This window comes from Microcella sp. (assembly GCF_033763155.1).
Classification (GTDB): domain Bacteria; phylum Actinomycetota; class Actinomycetes; order Actinomycetales; family Microbacteriaceae; genus Microcella.
This window is the reverse complement of record NZ_JANRKZ010000168.1, coordinates 20,191-38,896: the sequence shown is the minus strand read 5'-3', so window position 1 is coordinate 38,896 and position 18,706 is coordinate 20,191. Positions and strand designations below refer to the sequence as shown.

The following is an 18,706-nucleotide window of genomic DNA, read 5'->3' as shown; positions in this document are numbered from 1 at the left end:
TCGTGGGATCGCGGCTGGTACAAGCCGATCATCACCTTCATCGGTGGTTCGATCGTCGTGTTCGCCTTCGGATTGCCGTGGCTCGCGTTCTCGCTCGGACAGCTGGGTCTTCCTAACGACCTCCAGTCTGTTTTGGTCGCCGGTTTCTACCCGTTCATCATTGGCGGACTCATCAAGGCGGCCATCGCCGCAGCTCTGCTTCCGGCCCTGTGGGCCGCCGCAGAGCGTTCACAGCGCACCAAGTAGCGCGTCACACGCCGAAGGGCCCCTGCCATCTCTGGCAGGGGCCCTTCGGTGTTCCTCACGTTTTCGCGCGTTCCGGACTGCCTGTCGGCGGTGCGCTTGGCTCTGAGAGCCCACTGGGCTCTCAGATGCTGAAGCCCAGTCCGCCTTCGGCGGCGCATTGGGCTCTGACAGCCCACCGGGCTGTCAGATGCTGAAGCCCAATGCGCGCATCATGTCGCGACCGTCGTCGGTGATGCGTTCAGGGCCCCACGGCGGCATCCAGACCCAGTTGATGCGGAACTGCTCGACAATGCCGTCGAGCGCGTTTGCGATCGACTCTTCGATGACGTCTGTGAGGGGGCACCCCGCCGATGTGAGCGTCATCGAAATGATGAGCGCATCACTCTCTTCATCCCACGCCAGGTCGTACACCAAGCCGAGGTCGACAATGTTGACGCCCAGTTCGGGGTCAACAACGTCTTTCAGGCCCTCTTCGACCTTGTCGAAGAGTTGCGGTTCGAGTGCGGTGGGCATCTGTCTAGCCTACGGTCGAGCCGGTCAGGTAGCGGTCGTAGCCCTCATTCTCGAGCCGCTCGGCGAGCTCGGGGCCACCCTCTTCAGCGACCTTTCCGTCAACGAAAACGTGCACGAAGTCGGGCTTGATGTACCGCAGAATCCGCGTGTAGTGCGTGATGAGCAGCACTCCGAGCCCGGTGTTCTCCTTCACGCGATTCACGCCCTCTGACACGATCTTGAGCGCGTCAACATCGAGTCCCGAGTCAGTCTCGTCAAGCACGGCAATCTTCGGCTTCAGCAGCTCGAGCTGAACGATCTCGTGGCGCTTCTTCTCACCGCCCGAAAAGCCTTCGTTCACGTTGCGCTCGGCGAAGCTCGCATCCATGCGCAGGGCGTCCATCGATCCACGCAACTCTTTGATCCACGAGCGCAAAGCCGGGGCTTCGCCGTCGAGCGAGGTTTTGGCGGTGCGCAAGAAGTTCGACACCGTCACACCGGGAATCTCGACTGGGTACTGCATGGCCAAGAACAGACCGGCACGAGCGCGCTCGTCAATGCTCATCTCGAGCACGTCGTGGCCGTCAAGCGTGATCGACCCGCTGTCGACCGTGTAGCGCGGATGCCCGGCAATCGTGTACGCGAGCGTCGACTTGCCCGATCCGTTGGGGCCCATGATCGCGTGCGTCTCGCCCGAGTTGATCGTCAGGTTGACGCCGCGCAAGATCTCTTTGGTGCCCTGATCGGTTTCGATGCTGACGTGCAGGTCGCGAATCTCAAGAGTGGTCATGTGTCGGATTGTCCTTATGAAGTGGATGCTGAGCCGGCGATGTTCTGCGTGACGTCGACGAGAACGTCGTCGCCATCAACCGTCGCGGCGTAAACGGGAACCGGCTCGTAGGCCGGAAAGTTGCGAGGCTTGCCCGTGTCGAGTGCGAACTTCGACCCGTGGGCCCAGCACTCGATCGCGTCGTCTTCAACGAAGCCCTCGCTCAGCGAGATTTCGCCGTGCGTGCAGGTGTCACCGAGGGCGTGCACGGCCCCGGCAGAGTCCATGACGACGGCCACAGCCACACCGTCGACGACGACCTTTTTGGCGGATGCCGGGCTCAGCTCACTGATCGAACAGACGCGGGTCGCAGACATCTCACACCACCTCCACTGCGTCGAGCTCGGCCTCGACAGCGGCGACGAGTCGCGCCTCGAGGTCAGGAGCGCCAATCTTCTGAACGACATCGAGCAAGAAGCCCAGCACGACCAGTCGGCGGGCCTCCGCCTCATCGATGCCACGCGACTGCAAGTAGAAGAGCTGCTCGTCGTCGAAACGACCCGTAGCACTCGCGTGACCCGCGCCGGCGATGTCGCCTGTCTCGATCTCGAGGTTGGGAATCGAGTCGGCGCGCGTGCCGTCGCTCAACACGAGGTTGCGGTTTTGCTCGTACGAGTCGGTGCCGGTGGCATCACGACCGATGAGCACGTCGCCCACCCACACGGTGCGAGCTCCCTTGCCGTTCAGTGCGCCCTTGTAGTTAACGCGGCTGACGGTGTGCGGGGCGATGTGGTGCACGTAGACGCGCTGCTCAAGGTGCTGGCCAGCATCCGCGAAATAGAGTCCGAGGAGTTGCCCGTCGGCGCCTGCTCCCGCGAGGTGAACCGAAGGGTTCACGCGCACGATTGCGCCACCGAGCGAGACAACCACGTGCTTGAGGTGGGCATCTTTATCGACCCGGGCGAAGTGGCTCGAGAGGTGAACCGACTCGTCGTCCCACTCTTGAAGGGTTACGACGGTGAGGTCACTTCCCGCCTCGGCGATGATCTCGACGTTCTCGCTCAGCCGTGCGCTGCCGCGGTGGTCGATGACAACGAGGCCGCGGGCGTTCGGGGTCGCGGTGATGACGGTGTGGGCGGCGCGCGGCGCACGGTCGGTTCCCGTGCGCTCGATCGTCACGGCAACGGCCTCTTCGCTCGTGAGCGTCACGGCAAGGGCCTTCTCGGCGCTCGACCAGGCGTTCGCGGCCGCGCGCTCTTCGGCGAGACCTGCTGAGCCGACGCGCGCGTCATCGAGAGTGATCCACTCGGTGGTCACGCCAGCAGCTGCCGAGACCTCAGCAGGAAAGGCAGAGCCGTCGAGCGCGCCATCGATGAGGTCGCGAATCTTGTCGACCGGCGTGAGCTTCCACTCGAGCTCGCGTCCCGTTACGGCCGGGAAGTCGTCGTGCGACGCTGACGCAAAACGCTCGTTGCGCGTCTGCACCGGCACGGGCGAGCCCGGGCCGTGCGCGTGCTGTTGCGTCTCAATCGTCGGTGCGTGCGGTGCGGGGGCGGAACTCATCTAGCCAACGCTGCCTTCCATGCTCATCTCGATGAGCTTGTTCAGCTCAAGTGCGTACTCCATGGGCAGCTCGCGAGCGATGGGCTCAATGAACCCGCGCACGATCATGGCCATAGCTTCGTCTTCGGGTAGTCCGCGCGACTGCAAGTAGAACAACTGCTCTTCGCTCACGCGCGACACCGTCGCCTCGTGGCCGAGTTGCACGTCGTCGACACGAATGTCGATCGCGGGGTAGGTGTCGGAGCGCGAGATCGTGTCAACGAGCAAGGCATCGCAACGAACGGTGTTGGCCGAGTGGTGCGCATTCGCGTCGACGCGAACTTCTCCGCGGTATCCGGCACGTCCGCCACCGCGGGCGATCGACTTCGAGACGATTGACGACGTCGTGTACGGCGCCATGTGGATCATCTTCGCGCCAGCATCTTGGTGTTGACCGGGGCCGGCGAAGGCAACAGACAGCGTCTCGCCCTTGGCGTGCTCGCCCATGAGGAAGATCGACGGGTACTTCATCGTGACCTTCGAGCCGATGTTGCCATCGATCCACTCCATCGTCGCGCCTTCGTGCGCAACGGCACGCTTCGTCACGAGGTTGTAGACGTTACTCGACCAGTTCTGAATCGTCGTGTAGCGAACTCGGGCGTTCTTCTTCACGATGATCTCGACGACGGCCGAGTGCAGCGAGTCGCTCTTGTAGATCGGCGCCGTGCAGCCCTCGATGTAGTGAACGTACGAACCCTCGTCGGCGATGATGAGCGTGCGCTCGAACTGGCCCATGTTCTCGGTGTTGATGCGGAAGTAGGCCTGAAGCGGAATCTCGACGTGCACGCCCGGGGGTACATACACAAACGAACCGCCCGACCACACCGCGGTGTTGAGGGCTGCGAACTTGTTGTCGCCTGCAGGAATCACGGTGCCGAAGTACTCGGTGAAGAATTCGGGATGCTCGCGCAACGCCGTGTCGGTGTCCATGAAGATGACGCCCTGGGCCTCGAGGTCTTCACGAATCTGGTGGTAGACAACCTCCGACTCGTACTGCGCGGCGACACCAGCGACGAGACGCTGGCGCTCTGCCTCGGGGATACCCAGCTTCTCGTAGGTGTTCTTGATCTCTTCCGGAAGCTCCTCCCACGACGTGGCCTGCTTCTCGGTCGAGCGAACGAAGTACTTGATGTTGTCGAAGTCGATGCCCGACAAGTCGGCGCCCCAGAGCGGCATGGGCTTCTGGCCGAAGAGCTTGAGGCCCTTCAGGCGCAGGTCGAGCATCCACTGCGGCTCATTCTTCAGCTCTGAGATGTTGCGAACGACGCTGTCGTCGATGCCACGGCGAGCCGTTGAACCGGCGGTGTCAGAGTCGCTCCAGCCAAACTCGTATTGCCCGAGACCCTCGAGCTCGGGGCGGTCGATGAGCACGTCAGACATGCGGTTCCTCTTCTCTCTTCCGATCCCAACCGTGGTTGGTTCGGTGACATTCCGTGGACATCGAGCGGTGACGGCCCCTTCGGCAGACGCTCACCGAGCGTGCATACACTGAGGCCAGACGAGATGTCGTGCGCGGGGCCGCCGAGCAACCCCAAAAAGCGTGGCCCGCGATCGACACTGACGATGAGCTTGGTCGATTCTATCGTGCGAAGCCTGAAAGAGGAGGAAGCAGACCGTGAATCGGCTGTGGCAGTGGCTGCCCGTCTCAACCGCAGATCGGCGCGTGCGCGTGATCGCCTGGGCATCGCTCGTGAGCCAGACGCTCATCGTCGGCACGGGCGGCGCCGTACGCCTCACGGGTTCGGGGCTCGGCTGCCCCACGTGGCCGCGCTGCACCGAAGACTCGTTCATTGCGACGCCCGAGATGGGCATCCACGGCATTGTCGAATTCGGTAACCGCCTCTTGACGTTCGTGCTCGTGATCATCGCGATTCTTGCGTTTTTGTTCGTCGTGCGGATGCGGCGCGAGCGCCCCGAGCTGTTGCGTCTCACGGTCGCGCTGGGCCTCGGTATTCCCGCGCAAGCGGTCATCGGCGGCATCACCGTGCTCACTCAGCTCAACCCGTGGATCGTCGGCTTGCACTTCGTCGTGTCGGCGGTGCTTGTCGCGCTTGCCGTCGTGTTGGTGCATCGCGTGTATCGCGGCCAAACGACGGGACAGCTGATCGTGCCGCGTGCCGTGCACGTGCTCGGCATCGCCACCGCGGTTGTCGCTTGGGTCACCGTACTCGTCGGCATTGTCGTCACGGGTTCGGGGCCGCACGCGGGCGACGGGGGTGCCGCGCGCAATGGACTCGACAGTGAGCTACTGCAGCACATTCATTCGTGGCCGGCCTACATCACGGCGGGGCTCAGTGTCGCGCTGCTGGTTGCGGCCGTGCGACTCGGGCTCGCTCCCCTGCGTCGCGCCGTGGTTGCCCTCATCGCGGTTGAAGCCGTGCAGATTGCCGTGGGCATTGTGCAGGCACGACTCGGGCTTCCGGAACTGCTCGTGGGCATCCACATGGTGCTCGCGTGTGTGCTGATCGCACTCGTCACGCTCGTGCTGCTCACGATGCGCAGCTCGAAGACCACGGCCAGCGCGGGCGTATCGCCCTATGAAACGGCGACGATCGCCGTCTAGAACGGCAGCAGCGGATCGATTCCCACGGCAACGAAAAGCAGCGTGAGATACGTGATGCTCGCGTGGAAGACACGCATGGGCTTGGCCTCAAGCCCGCGCACCGCCCTGCCATACAGACGGTGGCTTTCGACGATGAACCAGCCACCCGAAATCAGGGCCACCGCGGTGTAGAGCGCCCCCATCGGTGCGATCGGAATCAGCAAGAGCGAGGCAGCGACGGTGGCCCAGGCGTAGAGCACGACCTGAACGCCCACCGTGGCGCGATCGCGCAGAACAGCCAGCATGGGCACGTGGGCGACGGCGTAGTCGTCGCGGTACTTCATGGAGAGCGGCCAGTAATGCGGCGGGGTCCACAGGAAGACCACGAGAAAAAGGATGAAGGGTGGCCACGCGAGTGACCCTGTGACGGCGGACCACCCGATGAGCACCGGGAAGCACCCGGCGATCCCGCCCCAGATGATGTTCTGCTCAGTGCGCCGCTTGAGCACGAGCGTGTAGATCACGACGTAGAAGAGAATCGCGGCGAGCGACAGCGACGCGGCCAGCCAGTTCGTGGTGAGGCCGAGCCAGATGATCGAAACCACGCCAATCGTGTAGGCAAACACGATAGCCGCGCGGTCAGAGATCTCGCCGGTCACGAGCGGACGGTTTTGGGTTCGGTTCATGAGGCGATCGATATCGCGGTCGATGTACATGTTGAAAGCGCCGGCCGAGCCCGCCGAGAGTGCGCCACCGATCAGTGTCGCGAGGACAAGCCAGATGCTCGGCAGTCCATTGGCAGCGAGAATCATGACGGGAGCCGTCGTCACGAGCAGCAACTCAATGACGCGCGGCTTCGTCAGGGCAACGTAGGCCGAGAGGGTGCGGCGGATGCTCCGCGGTCGCGTCGTGACGGCGTGATCGAGGGCGGTATCCATGGCTCCTTCATTTCTGGCACAGGCTGGGGGCAGTCTACGGGAGCGACCTTGAGAGACGGCCCGGTGCAAACCCCGGGAGGCATACGTCTCTCTCTATACTGGCCAGGGTCGTCGTTGCCCTGCACGCTTCCGATCGTGCAGGCGTGAGTGCGGCCCGCATCCGTCTGAAGAAAGGGCAGTACCGACGCCATGACCGACCTGACCTGGGACGATCTCGACCGCCACGCCGTCGACACCGCACGGCTTCTCGCCGCCGACGCCGTCGAGAAGGTCGGCAACGGCCACCCCGGCACCGCCATGTCACTCGCGCCCGTCGCGTACCTGCTGCACCAGAAGGTAATGCAGCACGACCCCTCTGACCCGCACTGGCTGGGTCGCGACCGCTTCATTCTGTCGGCAGGCCACAGCTCGTTGACGCAATACGTGCAGTTGTACTTGGGCGGATACGGACTCGAGCTCGACGACCTCAAGGCTCTGCGCACCTGGGGCTCGAAGACCCCCGGACACCCCGAGTACGGCCACACCGACGGCGTGGAGATCACGACCGGACCACTGGGCCAGGGCCTCGCCTCGGCCGTCGGCTTTGCCTATGCCGCGCGCTTCGAGCGCGGATTGCTCGATCCTGAGACGCCGGCCGGCGAGAGTGTCTTCGACCACCACATCTATGTGATCGCGGGCGACGGCGACCTTCAAGAGGGTGTCACGAGCGAGGCGGGCTCGCTCGCTGGTCACCAGCAGTTGGGCAACCTGATCGCGATCTACGACTCCAACCAGATCTCGATCGAAGACGACACGAACATCGCCTTTACCGAAGACGTGGCGGCCCGCTACGAGTCATACGGCTGGCAGGTTCAGACGGTCGACTGGAAGAAGACCGGTGAGTACGTCGAAGACCTCCACGCGCTCCACGCGGCAATCGACGCAGCCAAGGCCGAGACGAGCAAGCCGAGCCTCATCATTCTCAAGACCATCATCGGATGGCCGGCACCGACCAAGCAGAACACGGGCAAGATTCACGGCTCAGCCCTCGGCGCCGACGAGCTTGCTGCCACGAAGACGGTCATGGGCTTTGACCCTGCCGAACACTTTGCCGTCAGCGACGAGGTCATCGCGCACACGCGTCGGGCTGTCGACCGCGGCCGCGAACGCCACGCCGCCTGGACCGTGCGCTTCGACGCGTGGGCCGCGGCGAACCCGCAGCGCGCCGCGCTTCTTGAGCGCATGCAGGCTGGTGAACTTCCTGCCGAGCTCGAGGCCGCTCTGCCCGTTTTCGAGGGAGGCACGAGTGTCTCGACGCGCGCTGCGTCGGGCAAGGTCATCAACGCCATCGCGGGGGTTCTGCCCGAGTTCTGGGGCGGCTCGGCCGACCTCGCCGAGTCGAACCTCACCACGATCACGGGGGGCGGCTCGTTCGCACCCGCTGAGCACTCGACGCACGAGTGGTCGGCGAACCCCTACGGTCGCATTCTGCACTTCGGCATTCGTGAGCACGCCATGGGCGCGATTCTCAACGGCATTGCCTTGCATGGGCGCACGCGCGTCTTCGGCGGCACCTTCCTGATCTTCAGCGACTACATGCGGCCTGCGGTGCGTCTCGCCGCCCTCATGAACGTCGCCGTGACCTACGTCTGGACTCACGACTCCGTCGCGCTCGGCGAAGATGGTCCGACTCACCAGCCCATCGAGCAGCTCGCCTCGCTCCGCGCGATTCCGGGATTCTCGATCGTGCGCCCTGCCGACGCCAACGAGACCGCCCACGCCTGGAAGGCCGTGCTCGAACGCCGCTCCCCCGCCGGCATCGCCCTCACGCGCCAGAACATTCCCGTGTTCACGCGCGGCACGGGTGTTGCCTCGGGTGACGAACTTGCCGCCGCACACCACGTCTCGAAGGGCGCATATGTGCTCGCTGAGGCCGCCAATGGTGCGCCCGACGTGATCCTCATCGCGACGGGCTCTGAGGTTGCGGTGGCGATGGATGCCCGCGCGCAGCTCGCGGAGCAGGGCATCCACGCCCGCGTCGTCTCGGCCCCGTGCCTCGAGTGGTTCGACGAGCAGAGCGCGGAGTACCGCGAGTCGGTGCTTCCCGCGAGCATCACCGCGCGCGTTTCGGTCGAAGCGGGCCTCGCTCTGAGCTGGCACAAGTACGTCGGCGACCGCGGACGCACCGTGTCGATCGAGCACTTCGGAGCATCCGCCGACTACCAGACGCTCTTCCGCGAGTTCGGCATCACTCCCGAGGCCGTTGCGGCCGCGGCGCGCGACAGCATCGCCGCCCACTAACTCGGTCGCCTGCGACCGCTCAGTTCCCTACTCCCTCTCACGATTGAAGGCACCATGACTTCCACCCCGACCGCACAGCTCAGCGACCTTGGCGTCAGCATTTGGCTCGACGACCTCTCACGCGACCGCATCACTTCGGGCGGGCTCGCGGCTCTCATCACCGACCGCAACGTCGTTGGCGTGACCACGAACCCGACGATCTTCGCTGCCGCCTTGGCCACCGGGACCACCTATGATGCCCAGATTCGCGAGCTCGCCGCAGCGGGCACGGATGTCACGCAAGCGGTCTTCGACATCACGACCGATGACGTCGCCGCTGCCAGCGACATCTTCGCGACCGTCGCCGCGTCGACCAACGGTCGCGATGGCCGCGTCTCGATTGAGGTCGAGCCGGGCCTCGCTCACGATGCCGCGGGCACGATTGCTCAGGCTCAGCAACTGTGGAAGAAGGTCGGTCGACCGAACGCCATGATCAAGATTCCGGCGACAATCGAGGGCCTCGAGGCGATCACCGAAACGATCGCCGCAGGCATCAGCGTCAACGTGACCCTGATCTTTAGCCTCGAGCGGCACCGTGCCGTCATCGACGCCTACCTTGCCGGTCTCGAGAAGGCTCAGGCGGCCGGCCACGATCTCTCGACGATCCACTCGGTCGCGTCGTTCTTTGTGTCGCGCGTCGACACCGAAATCGACAAGCGACTCGTTGAGATCGGCACTCCTGAGGCGCTCGCGCTCAAGAGCAAAGCAGGCATTGCCAACGCGCGCCTCGCTTACGAGGTGTTCGAGCAGGCTTTCGCCAGCGACCGCGCGGCGGCCCTCTTGGCTGCGGGCGCGAACGTTCAGCGACCGCTGTGGGCATCGACCGGCGTGAAAGACCCGAGCCTTCCCGACACGCTGTATGTCACCGAGCTTGCCGTCGCGCACACGGTCAACACGATGCCCGAGAAGACCCTGCAGGCGACGTTCGATCACGGCGTCATTACGGGCGACCTTGTGACGGGTAGCTATGACGCAGCGCGTGAGGTGCTTTCGTCACTCGCCGACCTCGGAATCTCGTACGACGAGGTCACGGCGTTGCTCGAAAAGGAGGGCGTCGAGAAGTTCATCGTGAGCTGGAACGAACTGCTCGACACCGTCAGCGCCGCACTCGAGGCAGCCCGATGACCGTCACGGTCGCCGCACGCGGTGACGCGCAATCCGCCATCGACCGGCACGTTCCCGTGCTCGTCGCGCAGCTCGTGGCGAGCCGCATTACGGCGGGAGACAGCACGCTGTGGGGGCCCGCGGCTGAAGCCGAGGCGAGCATCCGTCTGGGCTGGACCCAGGCTGTTTCCGTCTCGCGCCCCCTCGTTGCGGAGATCGTCGCGCTGCGCGAGCAGCTGACAGAGCGAGGCATCTCGAGAATCGTTCTGTGCGGCATGGGCGGCTCGTCACTGGCACCCGAGGTCATCACGCAGACCGCGGGAGTGCCGCTGGTCGTCCTCGACTCCACCGACCCGTCGCAGGTTGCCGCGGCTCTCGGCGAGCACCTCGGCCACACCGCCGTGGTCGTTTCGTCGAAGTCGGGATCCACTGTTGAAACCGACAGCCAAAAGCGCAGCTTTGAGGCTGCCTTCCGGGCTGCGGGCATTGATCCGGCCGAGCGCATCATCATCGTGACCGATCCCGGTTCACCGCTCGAGCAGGCTTCTGTGGCGGCGGGATACCGAGTCTTCACCGCTGACCCCACCGTCGGCGGTCGCTACTCGGCTCTCACCGCGTTCGGTCTCGTCCCCTCCGGACTCGCCGGTGTCGATCTGGATGCCCTCCTCGACGAGGCCGAAGCAGCAAGCCTGTCCCTTGCGGTCGACAGCGCCTCAAACCCGGGCCTGCAGCTCGGTGCAGCGATTGCCGGCACCTCGCCCTTGCGCGACAAGCTCGTGATCGTCGCCGACGGCACGCACATCGTCGGCCTCGGTGACTGGATCGAACAGCTCATTGCCGAGTCGACCGGAAAAGACGGCGTGGGCATCTTGCCGGTCGTTGTCGGCGTCGACGCCCCCGAACTCACGAGCGGTGCCGCCGACGTGCAGGTCGTTCGACTCGTGGCCGACGCTCGTGCCACGCGCGACGTCGCTGATGGCGAGATTGAACTCTCGGGCACGCTCGGCGCGCAGCTGCTGACCTGGCAGTACGCCACCGCGGTCGCGGGTGTGCTGCTCGGCATTAATCCCTTCGACCAGCCCGATGTGGAGTCGGCCAAGGTGGCCGCACGCGGATTGCTCGATGCTCGCCCCGAGCCCGTGCCGGCGTCGTTTGTCGACGGTGACGTTGAGGTGGTGGGCCCGGCCGCAGTGTTGGGCTCGGCATCCACCGTCGGCGAAGCCGTTCACGCCCTCGAAGCGACGCTGTCGCCCACGGGCTATGTGGCGGTGCAGGTGTATCTCAATCGCCTCGCCCACCCTGAGCTGGAAGCCGTGCGGCACTTCATCGCGTCGCGCACCGGTCGGCCCGTCACATTCGGGTGGGGCCCGCGGTTCTTGCACTCGACCGGTCAGTACCACAAGGGTGGACCCACCATCGGGGCGTTCTTGCAGATCACGGGTCTTCTCGGAGACGATCTCGAGATTCCTGAGCGGCCGTTTACCTACGCACAGCTCATTTCGGCACAAGCGGCCGGAGACGCGGTCGTTCTTGCCGAGCACGGCGCTCCCGTTGTGACCCTGAGGGTGAGCAACGCCGAGGGCATCGCGGCGATCATCGCAGCGCTCTCCTGACCCGCATCGCCACCACGAGGAGAACTATGGCCCCCGCCGCCATCGGGCGTGACAACAACCCGTTGCGCTCCCCCGACGACCGTCGACTCAATCGCATCGCCGGCCCCAGCGGACTCATCATCTTCGGCGTCACGGGTGACCTGTCACGCAAGAAGCTCATGCCCGCCGTGTACGACCTTGCCAACCGTGGGCTCTTGCCTCCGGGGTTTGCGCTCATCGGCTTCGCTCGCCGCGACTGGGAGACGCAAGACTTCGAGCAGGTCGTGCATGATGCGGTCAAGCAGTACGCACGCACGCCGTTCAACGAAGACGTCTGGCGCCAGCTCGCGTCGGGCATCCGGTTCGTATCGGGTGACTTCGACGATGACGGCGCGTTTGAACGACTGACGACGACGCTCGCCGATCTCGATCGCGAGCGCGGAACCATGGGCAACCACGCGTTCTATCTGTCGATTCCGCCGAAGTCGTTCCCGCTCGTCACCGAGCAGTTGCGCCGAAGCGGACTCGCAGAGGCGAAGCCTGGCGAGTGGCGCCGTGTGGTTATTGAAAAGCCCTTCGGAAGCGACCTCACCACGGCTCGCGAGCTCAACGATGTCGTCGAGTCGGTGTTTCCGCCCGATTCGGTGTTCCGCATCGACCACTATCTCGGTAAAGAGACCGTGCAGAACATCCTCGCGCTGCGGTTCGCGAACATGATGTACGAGCCGATTTGGAACGCGAACTACGTCGACCACGTGCAAATCACGATGGCTGAAGACATCGGAGTGGGAGGCCGGGCCGGCTATTACGACGGCATCGGCGCCGCTCGCGACGTCATTCAGAACCACCTCTTGCAGCTGCTCGCACTGACCGCCATGGAAGAGCCCGTGTCGTTCGACGCTGCCGACCTGCGGGCCGAGAAAGAGAAAGTGCTCTCGGCGGTACGACTGCCGAAAGATCTCGCGACAGGCACCGCTCGCGGGCAGTACGCGAGCGGTTGGCAGGGCGGCGAGTGGGTGACGGGCTTCCTTGACGAAGAGGGCATGAACCCCGAGTCGGTCACCGAAACGTACGCAGCGATGCGCCTCGACATCAACACGCGCCGCTGGGCCGGGGTTCCGTTCTATCTGCGCGCTGGCAAGCGACTCGGCCGTCGAGTCACCGAGATCGCGGTCGTCTTCAAGCGGGCCCCACAGTATTTGTTCGCCGAAGAACAGACCTCTGCGCTGGGGCAGAACGCGCTCGTCATCCGGGTTCAGCCCGACGAGGGCGTCACCATCCGGTTCGGCTCGAAGGTTCCGGGAGCGGGCATGCAAGTGCGCGACGTCACGATGGACTTCGGGTACGGCCACGCGTTCACCGAGGCGAGCCCCGAGGCCTACGAACGCCTCATTCTCGACGTTTTGCTGGGCGACCCACCGCTTTTCCCCCGCCATGAAGAAGTCGAGTTGAGCTGGAAGATTCTCGACCCGATCGAGGAATTCTGGGCAACACAAGGCCAGCCTGAGCAATATGCGCCTGGCACCTGGGGCCCGCAATCAGCCGACGACTTGCTCGCTCGCGACGGCCGCGTCTGGAGGCGCCCATGATCATCGACCTGCCCGACACCACCGCCAGCCAGGTCTCGAAGACCCTCGTGCGAATTCGCGACGAGGCCGGGGCGGTTGCCCTCGGCCGGGTTCTCACGCTCATCATCACGAGCGTTATCGGCGACGAAGAAGACGTGATCGCGGCCGCGAATGAGGCGTCACGCGAGCACCCCATGCGCATCATCGTGGTGTCAACCGATGAGGCAGCTCCGGCCCCGCGGCTTGATGCCGAGATTCGGGTCGGCGGTGACGCGGGCGCGAGCGAAGTGATTGTGCTCCGTGCTCATGGTGCGACGGCGACCGATCTTCGAGGACTCGTGACCGGCCTCCTGCTGCCCGACGCGCCTGTCGTCTCGTGGTGGCCAGGAGAATGCCCGGATGCTGTCTGGGCGACTCCCCTCGGCCGTCTGGCCCAGCGTCGCATCACCGATTCCGCAGCCACGACTGACCCACACGGCACCCTCACCCGCATTGCCGCCGCCTACCGTCCCGGTGATACCGACTTCGCCTGGACGCGATTGACCCTGTGGCGCGCTCAACTGGCCGCTGCGCTGGACCAGCCGCCATACGAGCCGATCACGCGGGTAAGCGTATCCGGGGCGCCAGACAGCCCCTCAACGGCCCTCCTTGCCGCGTGGCTCGGCCTGCGACTGCAGGTTGACGTCGAGATCGATGTTGCCGAGAGCAACCCCTCTACGGGCATCCACCGCGTGGTCTTGCATCGAGACAGCGGCGACATCAGCTTGGAGCGCACGCAGCCGGCGGTCGTGACTCTCACGCAACCGGGCCAGCCCACACACGAACTGTCTCTGCCTCGCCGAGGGCTGCGTGAGTGCCTGGCCGAAGAGCTGCGTAGGCTCGACCCTGACGACGAGTTCGGTGCCGTGCTCGAGAATGGGTTCGGCGGCGTTACTGCCGCGTGAGCTCGTCGCTCTTCGCACCACAGAAAGGCTCCACCTCGTGACCACCGAACGCCGTGTTCTTGTGCACTCGAACCGCGAAGCTCTCGCGGGCTCGGTCGCTGCTCGATTCCTCACGAAAATGATCGACCTTCTCGAGGACCAATCAGAGGCTCACGTCGTGCTCACGGGGGGCAGTGTCGGCATCGAGGTCCTCGCCGCGATCTCGGCCCACCCGGGTCGCGACCAAATCGACTGGAGCCGCGTGCACCTGTGGTGGGGTGACGAACGGTGGGTGCCTGCCGGTCACGCCGATCGCAATGAACAACAGGCCCGTGAGGCCCTGATCGATCACATCGACATTCCCGCGTCTAACGTTCACGCGTTCCCTGCCTCAGACCAGGGGGTCGATCTCGAATCGGCCGCGGTGCAGTATCAGAACGAACTGCTCGCGGCAGGAAACGGGTCGTACCCGAGCTTCGCCATCACCTTCCTCGGTGTCGGTCCCGACGGCCACATTGCCTCGCTCTTTCCTGAGAGCGAGGGCCCCCGCGTCACGCACTCTGGTGTGATCGCTGTGCACGACTCCCCCAAGCCACCGCCTCAGCGGCTCACGTTGACGTTGCCACTCATCAACACGTCCGAACGCATTTGGCTCGTGCTCGCCGGCGCCGACAAGGCCGCCGCGCTCGGACTCGCGCTCGCGGGTGCCGCTGTGGCCGATGTGCCGGTAGGGGGCGTCCTGGGTACCAAGAGAACGGTGTTCTTCATCGACCACGAAGCGTCGTCAGAAGTGCCCGAAACACTCATCGCCCCGACCAGTTATTGGACCGGGGCGATGGATCATGCCGAATGGATGGCGGCCGAGTAGCTCTAGGCCGTGCCGCGCCGCTGGCGCAACTTCAAGAGCGCTTCGTCGAGAATCTGTGCTGCCTCTTCGTCGGTGCGGCGTTCTTTGACGTACGCAAGGTGCGTCTTGTACGGCTCGTTCTTGGCCACTTGCGGCGGGTTGTTCTTGTCACGGCCGGCGGGGAGACCCGTCGACGGTGAGTCGATCATGTCGGGAATCTCGTCGTCGGGGAGATTCGCCGCGAAGTGTCGAACCGTCTCGTTCCCCATCGCATCCCAGTAGGAAATGGAGATGCGCTCGGCGTGAATGCCGCGGTCTTGTTCTCCCATCGGGCCGGAGCCCACGCGGGATCCGCGGATGGCGCTGCCACCAGAGACCATGTCGTGCTCCTTACGCTGCGTCGAAGCGCGTGATCAGGCCGAGCACGACGATCGAGCTCACCCACACGAGCGCGAGAATGATCGTGATGCGGTTGAGGTTGCGCTCGGCAACGCCTGATGCGCCGAGGTTCGAGGTGACGCCACCGCCGAACATGTCAGAGAGCCCGCCACCACGACCGCGGTGCAGCAAGATCATGAGGGTAAGCAGAAGGCTCGTGATTCCCAGGATGACCTGGAGCACGACCTGAAGAATTTCCACGAATTGAACCTCTCACACGTTTCGAACAGTCTCCTACCCTACCCGACGCAGGGCGGAGCGGCGATCAGGCGATGCCGACGTGCTGCGGAAAGCGCGCGATGCTCGAGAACTCATCAACGTCAAGGCTCGCGCCACCGACGAGCGCCCCGTCGACATCCTTGTGCTTCATGAAGCCGGCAATGTTGGCCGCCTTGACGGAGCCGCCGTACAGAATGCGGGTGCGCTCTGCCGCCTCGTCCCCCAGCTTCGCGGCGATCGTCGTGCGCAGCGCCGCACACACCTGCTGAGCTTGCTCAGGCGTCGCGGCCTTGCCAGAGCCAATAGCCCAGACGGGCTCGTGGGCGACCACAATGTCAGCGTCGGCAGAGAGAGCCTCGAGAACGGTCGTGAGCTGAGCAACAGGAACCGCCGACGGGCCGTGCTTCTCGAGGTCGTCGGCCGTTTCGCCGACACACACCACGGGCACGAGCTTGTGACGCAGGGCGGCGACGGTCTTGTCTGCGACGACCTGGTCTGTTTCGCCGTGGTACTGGCGGCGCTCACTGTGGCCAATGATGACGTAGCGGCAGTCGAGTGCAGCGAGAAAAGCGCCAGAGATCTCTCCCGTGTAGGCGCCACTGTCGTGAACAGAGAGATCTTGCCCGCCGTAGCGAAGGTCAAGCTTGTCCGCGCTCACGAGCGTTTGCACGCTGCGCAGGTCGGTGAACGGAGGGAAGACCGCCACCTCGACCTGTCCGTAGTCGTGCTTGGCGTCGCGCAGACTCCACGCGAGCTTCTGCACGAACGCAATCGACTGCAAGTGGTCGAGATTCATCTTCCAGTTGCCCGCGATAAGCGGGGTGCGCGTTACTGCCATCCGAGGACCTCCAGGCCGGGAAGCTTCTTTCCCTCGAGAAACTCGAGGCTGGCCCCGCCTCCGGTCGAGACGTGGCCAAAATCGTCATCGCTGAATCCGAGAGCGCGAACGGCGGCTGCCGAGTCGCCTCCGCCGACAACACCGAGTCCCGACACGCGCGTGAGCGCCTCAGCGACCGCGCGAGTGCCGCCTGCGAAGGCCGGGAACTCGAACACGCCCATCGGCCCGTTCCAGAACACCGTTGTCGACGACGCGACAAGTTCAGCGAACTGGGCAGCCGTGTCGGGTCCGATGTCGAGCCCGATTCCGGATGCTCCCGCGGGGCCGTCTTCAATGCCCGAGGCCGGCTGCACGGTGTGCGACGCGTCGGCGGCAAAACGGTCGGCAACGATGACGTCGGTCGGCAGCACGATCTGCACCCCCCGCGCCTCAGCGTCAGCCAGGTAGCCACGCACCGTGTCGAGCTGGTCAGCCTCGAGCAGGCTTGCCCCCACCTTGTGGCCTTGAGCCGCCAGGAAGGTGAAGAGCATGCCTCCGCCGATCAACAGCCGGTCGACGCGCGGCAACAAGTGCGCGATGACGCCGAGCTTGTCACTGACCTTTGACCCGCCCAAAACGACCGTGTACGGCCGTTCAGGGCGTTCGGTGAGTCGATCGAGAACATCGGTCTCGGCAGAAATCAACGAGCCAGCCGCGCTCGGCAGGGTGTGCGCGAGTTCATACACGCTCGCCTGCTTGCGGTGCACGACTCCGAAGCCATCCGACACCAGGGCATCGCCCATGCGCGCGAGCGCATCGGCGAACGCCTGGCGTTCGGCTGCGTCTTTTGCCGTCTCGCCGGGATTGAAGCGCAGGTTCTCGAGAACGGCGATCTCACCCTCGCCGAGCCCTGCTACAGCATCCGCTGCCGCGTCACCGCCGGTGTCGTCAGCAAACGTCACCGGCGACCCCAGCAGCTCACTCAATCGCTGAGCCACCGGGCGAAGGCTGTACCGCGCGTCAGGAGCGCCCTCTGGGCGCCCGAGGTGCGAGATGACGACAACCTTCGCGCCACGGTGCATGAGGGCGTTGAGCGTCGGCAACGAGGCGCGAATGCGACCGTCATCGGTGACGACACCATCGGATAGCGGCACGTTGAGATCGCACCGTACGATGACGCGTCGACCTGCCAAGTCGCCAAGGGACTCGATCGTACGCAGAGCCACGAAAACTCGTCCTGTCGTCGGTGCCGCCTAGAGGCGGGCGCCCACGTACTCGGTGAGGTCGACGAGGCGGTTCGAGTAGCCCCACTCGTTGTCGTACCAGGCCGAGACCTTCACGAGGTTGCCGCTCACGTTGGTGAGCTCCGCGTCGAAGATCGACGAGTGCGCGTTGAGCTGGATGTCGCTCGACACGATCGGGTCTTCGGTGTACTGCAGGTAGCCCTTGAGACGACCCTCGGCCGCAGCAGCCTTGTAGGCAGCGTTGATCTTCTCCGCGGTGAGCCCCTCGGTGGGCGTCACGATCGTCAGGTCGACGATCGAGCCGGTGGGAACCGGAACACGGTACGACGAACCGCTGAGCTTGCCCTGCAACTCGGGAAGCACGAGGCCGATGGCCTTGGCAGCACCCGTCGAGGCCGGAACGATGTTGATGGCAGCACCACGGGCGCGACGGAGGTCGCTGTGCGGGCCGTCTTGCAGGTTCTGGTCGGCCGTGTAGGCGTGGGCGGTCATCATGAAGCCGCGTTCAATGCCGAATGCATCGTTGAACACCTTGGCGAGCGGAGCGAGGCAGTTGGTCGTGCACGATGCGTTCGAGATGATGACGTGGTTCTTGGGGTCGTAGGTCTCCTCGTTGACGCCCATGACGATCGTGGCGTCGTCGCCCGTCGCGGGAGCCGAGATGAGAACCTTCTTGGCGCCGCCAGCAATGTGCTTCTTGGCGTCTTCTGCCTTGGTGAAGCGACCCGTCGACTCGATCACGATGTCAACACCCAGCTCGCCCCAGGGGAGGTTTGCGGGATCGCGCTCTTCGAACACGCGGATGCGGTGGCCACCGACCGTGATCGAGTCACCATCGTGCGTCACATCGTGGGCGAGAACACCGCCGACCGAGTCGTACTTGAGCAGGTGAGCCAATGCTGCGTTGTCAGTGAGGTCATTGACGGCGACGATTTCGATGTCGCTGCCCTGGGCGAGAGCCGCCCGAAGGTAATTGCGTCCGATGCGGCCGAATCCGTTGATGCCGACTTTCACGCTCACGGTGTCTCCTGTTGCTCCGGCGCTCG

19 protein-coding genes are annotated in these 18,706 nt (G+C 64.7%); 8 read left to right on the top strand and 11 right to left on the bottom strand.

Going from position 1 to position 18,706, the window contains the following annotated elements; all coding sequences use genetic code 11:
- Positions 1–246, top strand: a 246-nt coding sequence (locus SFU54_RS07195) for a biotin transporter BioY (RefSeq protein ID WP_319015608.1), incomplete at its 5' end; no start/stop codon positions are given.
- 183 nt (positions 247–429) lie between these two features.
- On the opposite strand, the gene SFU54_RS07190 is transcribed toward SFU54_RS07195, so the two are convergent.
- Genes SFU54_RS07190 through sufB form a run of 5 tightly spaced genes read right to left on the bottom strand, consistent with a single transcriptional unit; the run spans position 430 to position 4,489 of the window.
- Complete coding sequence (locus SFU54_RS07190; RefSeq protein WP_319015607.1) at positions 430–759, bottom strand: metal-sulfur cluster assembly factor; 330 nt, start codon at positions 757–759, stop codon at positions 430–432.
- A 4-nt stretch (positions 760–763) separates the two neighbouring features.
- Positions 764–1,528, bottom strand: coding sequence for a Fe-S cluster assembly ATPase SufC (sufC, locus tag SFU54_RS07185; protein WP_319015606.1), 765 nt, complete (start codon positions 1,526–1,528; stop codon positions 764–766).
- Positions 1,529–1,542: 14 nt separating this feature from the next.
- Positions 1,543–1,884, bottom strand: coding sequence for a Rieske 2Fe-2S domain-containing protein (locus tag SFU54_RS07180; RefSeq protein WP_319015605.1), 342 nt, complete (start codon positions 1,882–1,884; stop codon positions 1,543–1,545).
- A 1-nt stretch (position 1,885) separates the two neighbouring features.
- On the bottom strand, positions 1,886–3,070 hold the full coding sequence (gene sufD / locus SFU54_RS07175; RefSeq protein ID WP_319015604.1) for a Fe-S cluster assembly protein SufD: 1,185 nt from the start codon (positions 3,068–3,070) through the stop codon (positions 1,886–1,888).
- Positions 3,071–4,489, bottom strand: coding sequence for a Fe-S cluster assembly protein SufB (sufB, locus tag SFU54_RS07170; RefSeq protein ID WP_319015603.1), 1,419 nt, complete (start codon positions 4,487–4,489; stop codon positions 3,071–3,073).
- Between the two features lie 235 nt (positions 4,490–4,724).
- Here sufB and SFU54_RS07165 point away from each other — a divergent pair, with 235 nt between their 5' ends.
- Positions 4,725–5,672, top strand: coding sequence for a COX15/CtaA family protein (locus SFU54_RS07165; RefSeq protein ID WP_319015602.1), 948 nt, complete (start codon positions 4,725–4,727; stop codon positions 5,670–5,672).
- Here SFU54_RS07165 and SFU54_RS07160 read toward each other — a convergent pair.
- The gene (locus tag SFU54_RS07160; protein ID WP_413466582.1) at positions 5,669–6,589 is read right to left on the bottom strand and encodes a heme o synthase; all 921 of its coding nucleotides are present in this window, start codon (positions 6,587–6,589) and stop codon (positions 5,669–5,671) included. The genes SFU54_RS07165 and SFU54_RS07160 overlap by 4 nt on opposite strands.
- Before the next feature lie 189 nt (positions 6,590–6,778).
- Here SFU54_RS07160 and tkt point away from each other — a divergent pair, with 189 nt between their 5' ends.
- Genes tkt through pgl form a run of 6 tightly spaced genes read left to right on the top strand, consistent with a single transcriptional unit; the run spans position 6,779 to position 14,963 of the window.
- Positions 6,779–8,869: a transketolase gene (gene tkt, locus SFU54_RS07155; protein WP_319015601.1), complete on the top strand. Its 2,091-nt coding sequence runs from the start codon at positions 6,779–6,781 to the stop codon at positions 8,867–8,869.
- Positions 8,870–8,923: 54 nt separating this feature from the next.
- Complete coding sequence (gene tal / locus SFU54_RS07150) at positions 8,924–10,033, top strand: transaldolase (protein ID WP_319015600.1); 1,110 nt, start codon at positions 8,924–8,926, stop codon at positions 10,031–10,033.
- Positions 10,030–11,625, top strand: a complete 1,596-nt coding sequence (locus SFU54_RS07145; protein WP_319015599.1) for a glucose-6-phosphate isomerase — start codon at positions 10,030–10,032, stop codon at positions 11,623–11,625. Before tal ends, SFU54_RS07145 begins: the two co-directional genes overlap by 4 nt.
- A 26-nt stretch (positions 11,626–11,651) precedes the next feature.
- Positions 11,652–13,193, top strand: coding sequence for a glucose-6-phosphate dehydrogenase (gene zwf / locus SFU54_RS07140; RefSeq protein ID WP_319015598.1), 1,542 nt, complete (start codon positions 11,652–11,654; stop codon positions 13,191–13,193).
- On the top strand, positions 13,190–14,116 hold the full coding sequence (locus SFU54_RS07135) for a glucose-6-phosphate dehydrogenase assembly protein OpcA (RefSeq protein ID WP_319015597.1): 927 nt from the start codon (positions 13,190–13,192) through the stop codon (positions 14,114–14,116). The genes zwf and SFU54_RS07135 overlap by 4 nt, the downstream gene beginning before the upstream one ends.
- A 37-nt stretch (positions 14,117–14,153) precedes the next feature.
- Complete coding sequence (gene pgl / locus SFU54_RS07130; RefSeq protein WP_319015596.1) at positions 14,154–14,963, top strand: 6-phosphogluconolactonase; 810 nt, start codon at positions 14,154–14,156, stop codon at positions 14,961–14,963.
- A gap of 2 nt (positions 14,964–14,965) precedes the next feature.
- On the opposite strand, the gene SFU54_RS07125 is transcribed toward pgl, so the two are convergent.
- The 5 genes from SFU54_RS07125 to gap form a co-directional block, all read right to left on the bottom strand.
- Positions 14,966–15,322 (bottom strand): RNA polymerase-binding protein RbpA, encoded by a 357-nt coding sequence (locus SFU54_RS07125; protein WP_319015595.1) that lies wholly within the window; start codon positions 15,320–15,322, stop codon positions 14,966–14,968.
- A 10-nt stretch (positions 15,323–15,332) separates the two neighbouring features.
- The gene (secG, locus tag SFU54_RS07120) at positions 15,333–15,581 is read right to left on the bottom strand and encodes a preprotein translocase subunit SecG (protein WP_319015594.1); all 249 of its coding nucleotides are present in this window, start codon (positions 15,579–15,581) and stop codon (positions 15,333–15,335) included.
- 64 nt (positions 15,582–15,645) lie between these two features.
- Positions 15,646–16,437: a triose-phosphate isomerase gene (gene tpiA / locus SFU54_RS07115; RefSeq protein WP_319015593.1), complete on the bottom strand. Its 792-nt coding sequence runs from the start codon at positions 16,435–16,437 to the stop codon at positions 15,646–15,648.
- A complete protein-coding gene (locus SFU54_RS07110; protein WP_319015592.1) occupies positions 16,428–17,642 on the bottom strand; it encodes a phosphoglycerate kinase in 1,215 nt (404 codons plus the stop codon). Before SFU54_RS07110 ends, tpiA begins: the two co-directional genes overlap by 10 nt.
- Before the next feature lie 27 nt (positions 17,643–17,669).
- Complete coding sequence (gene gap / locus SFU54_RS07105) at positions 17,670–18,680, bottom strand: type I glyceraldehyde-3-phosphate dehydrogenase (protein ID WP_319015591.1); 1,011 nt, start codon at positions 18,678–18,680, stop codon at positions 17,670–17,672.
- Between the last annotated feature and the right edge of the window lie 26 nt (positions 18,681–18,706).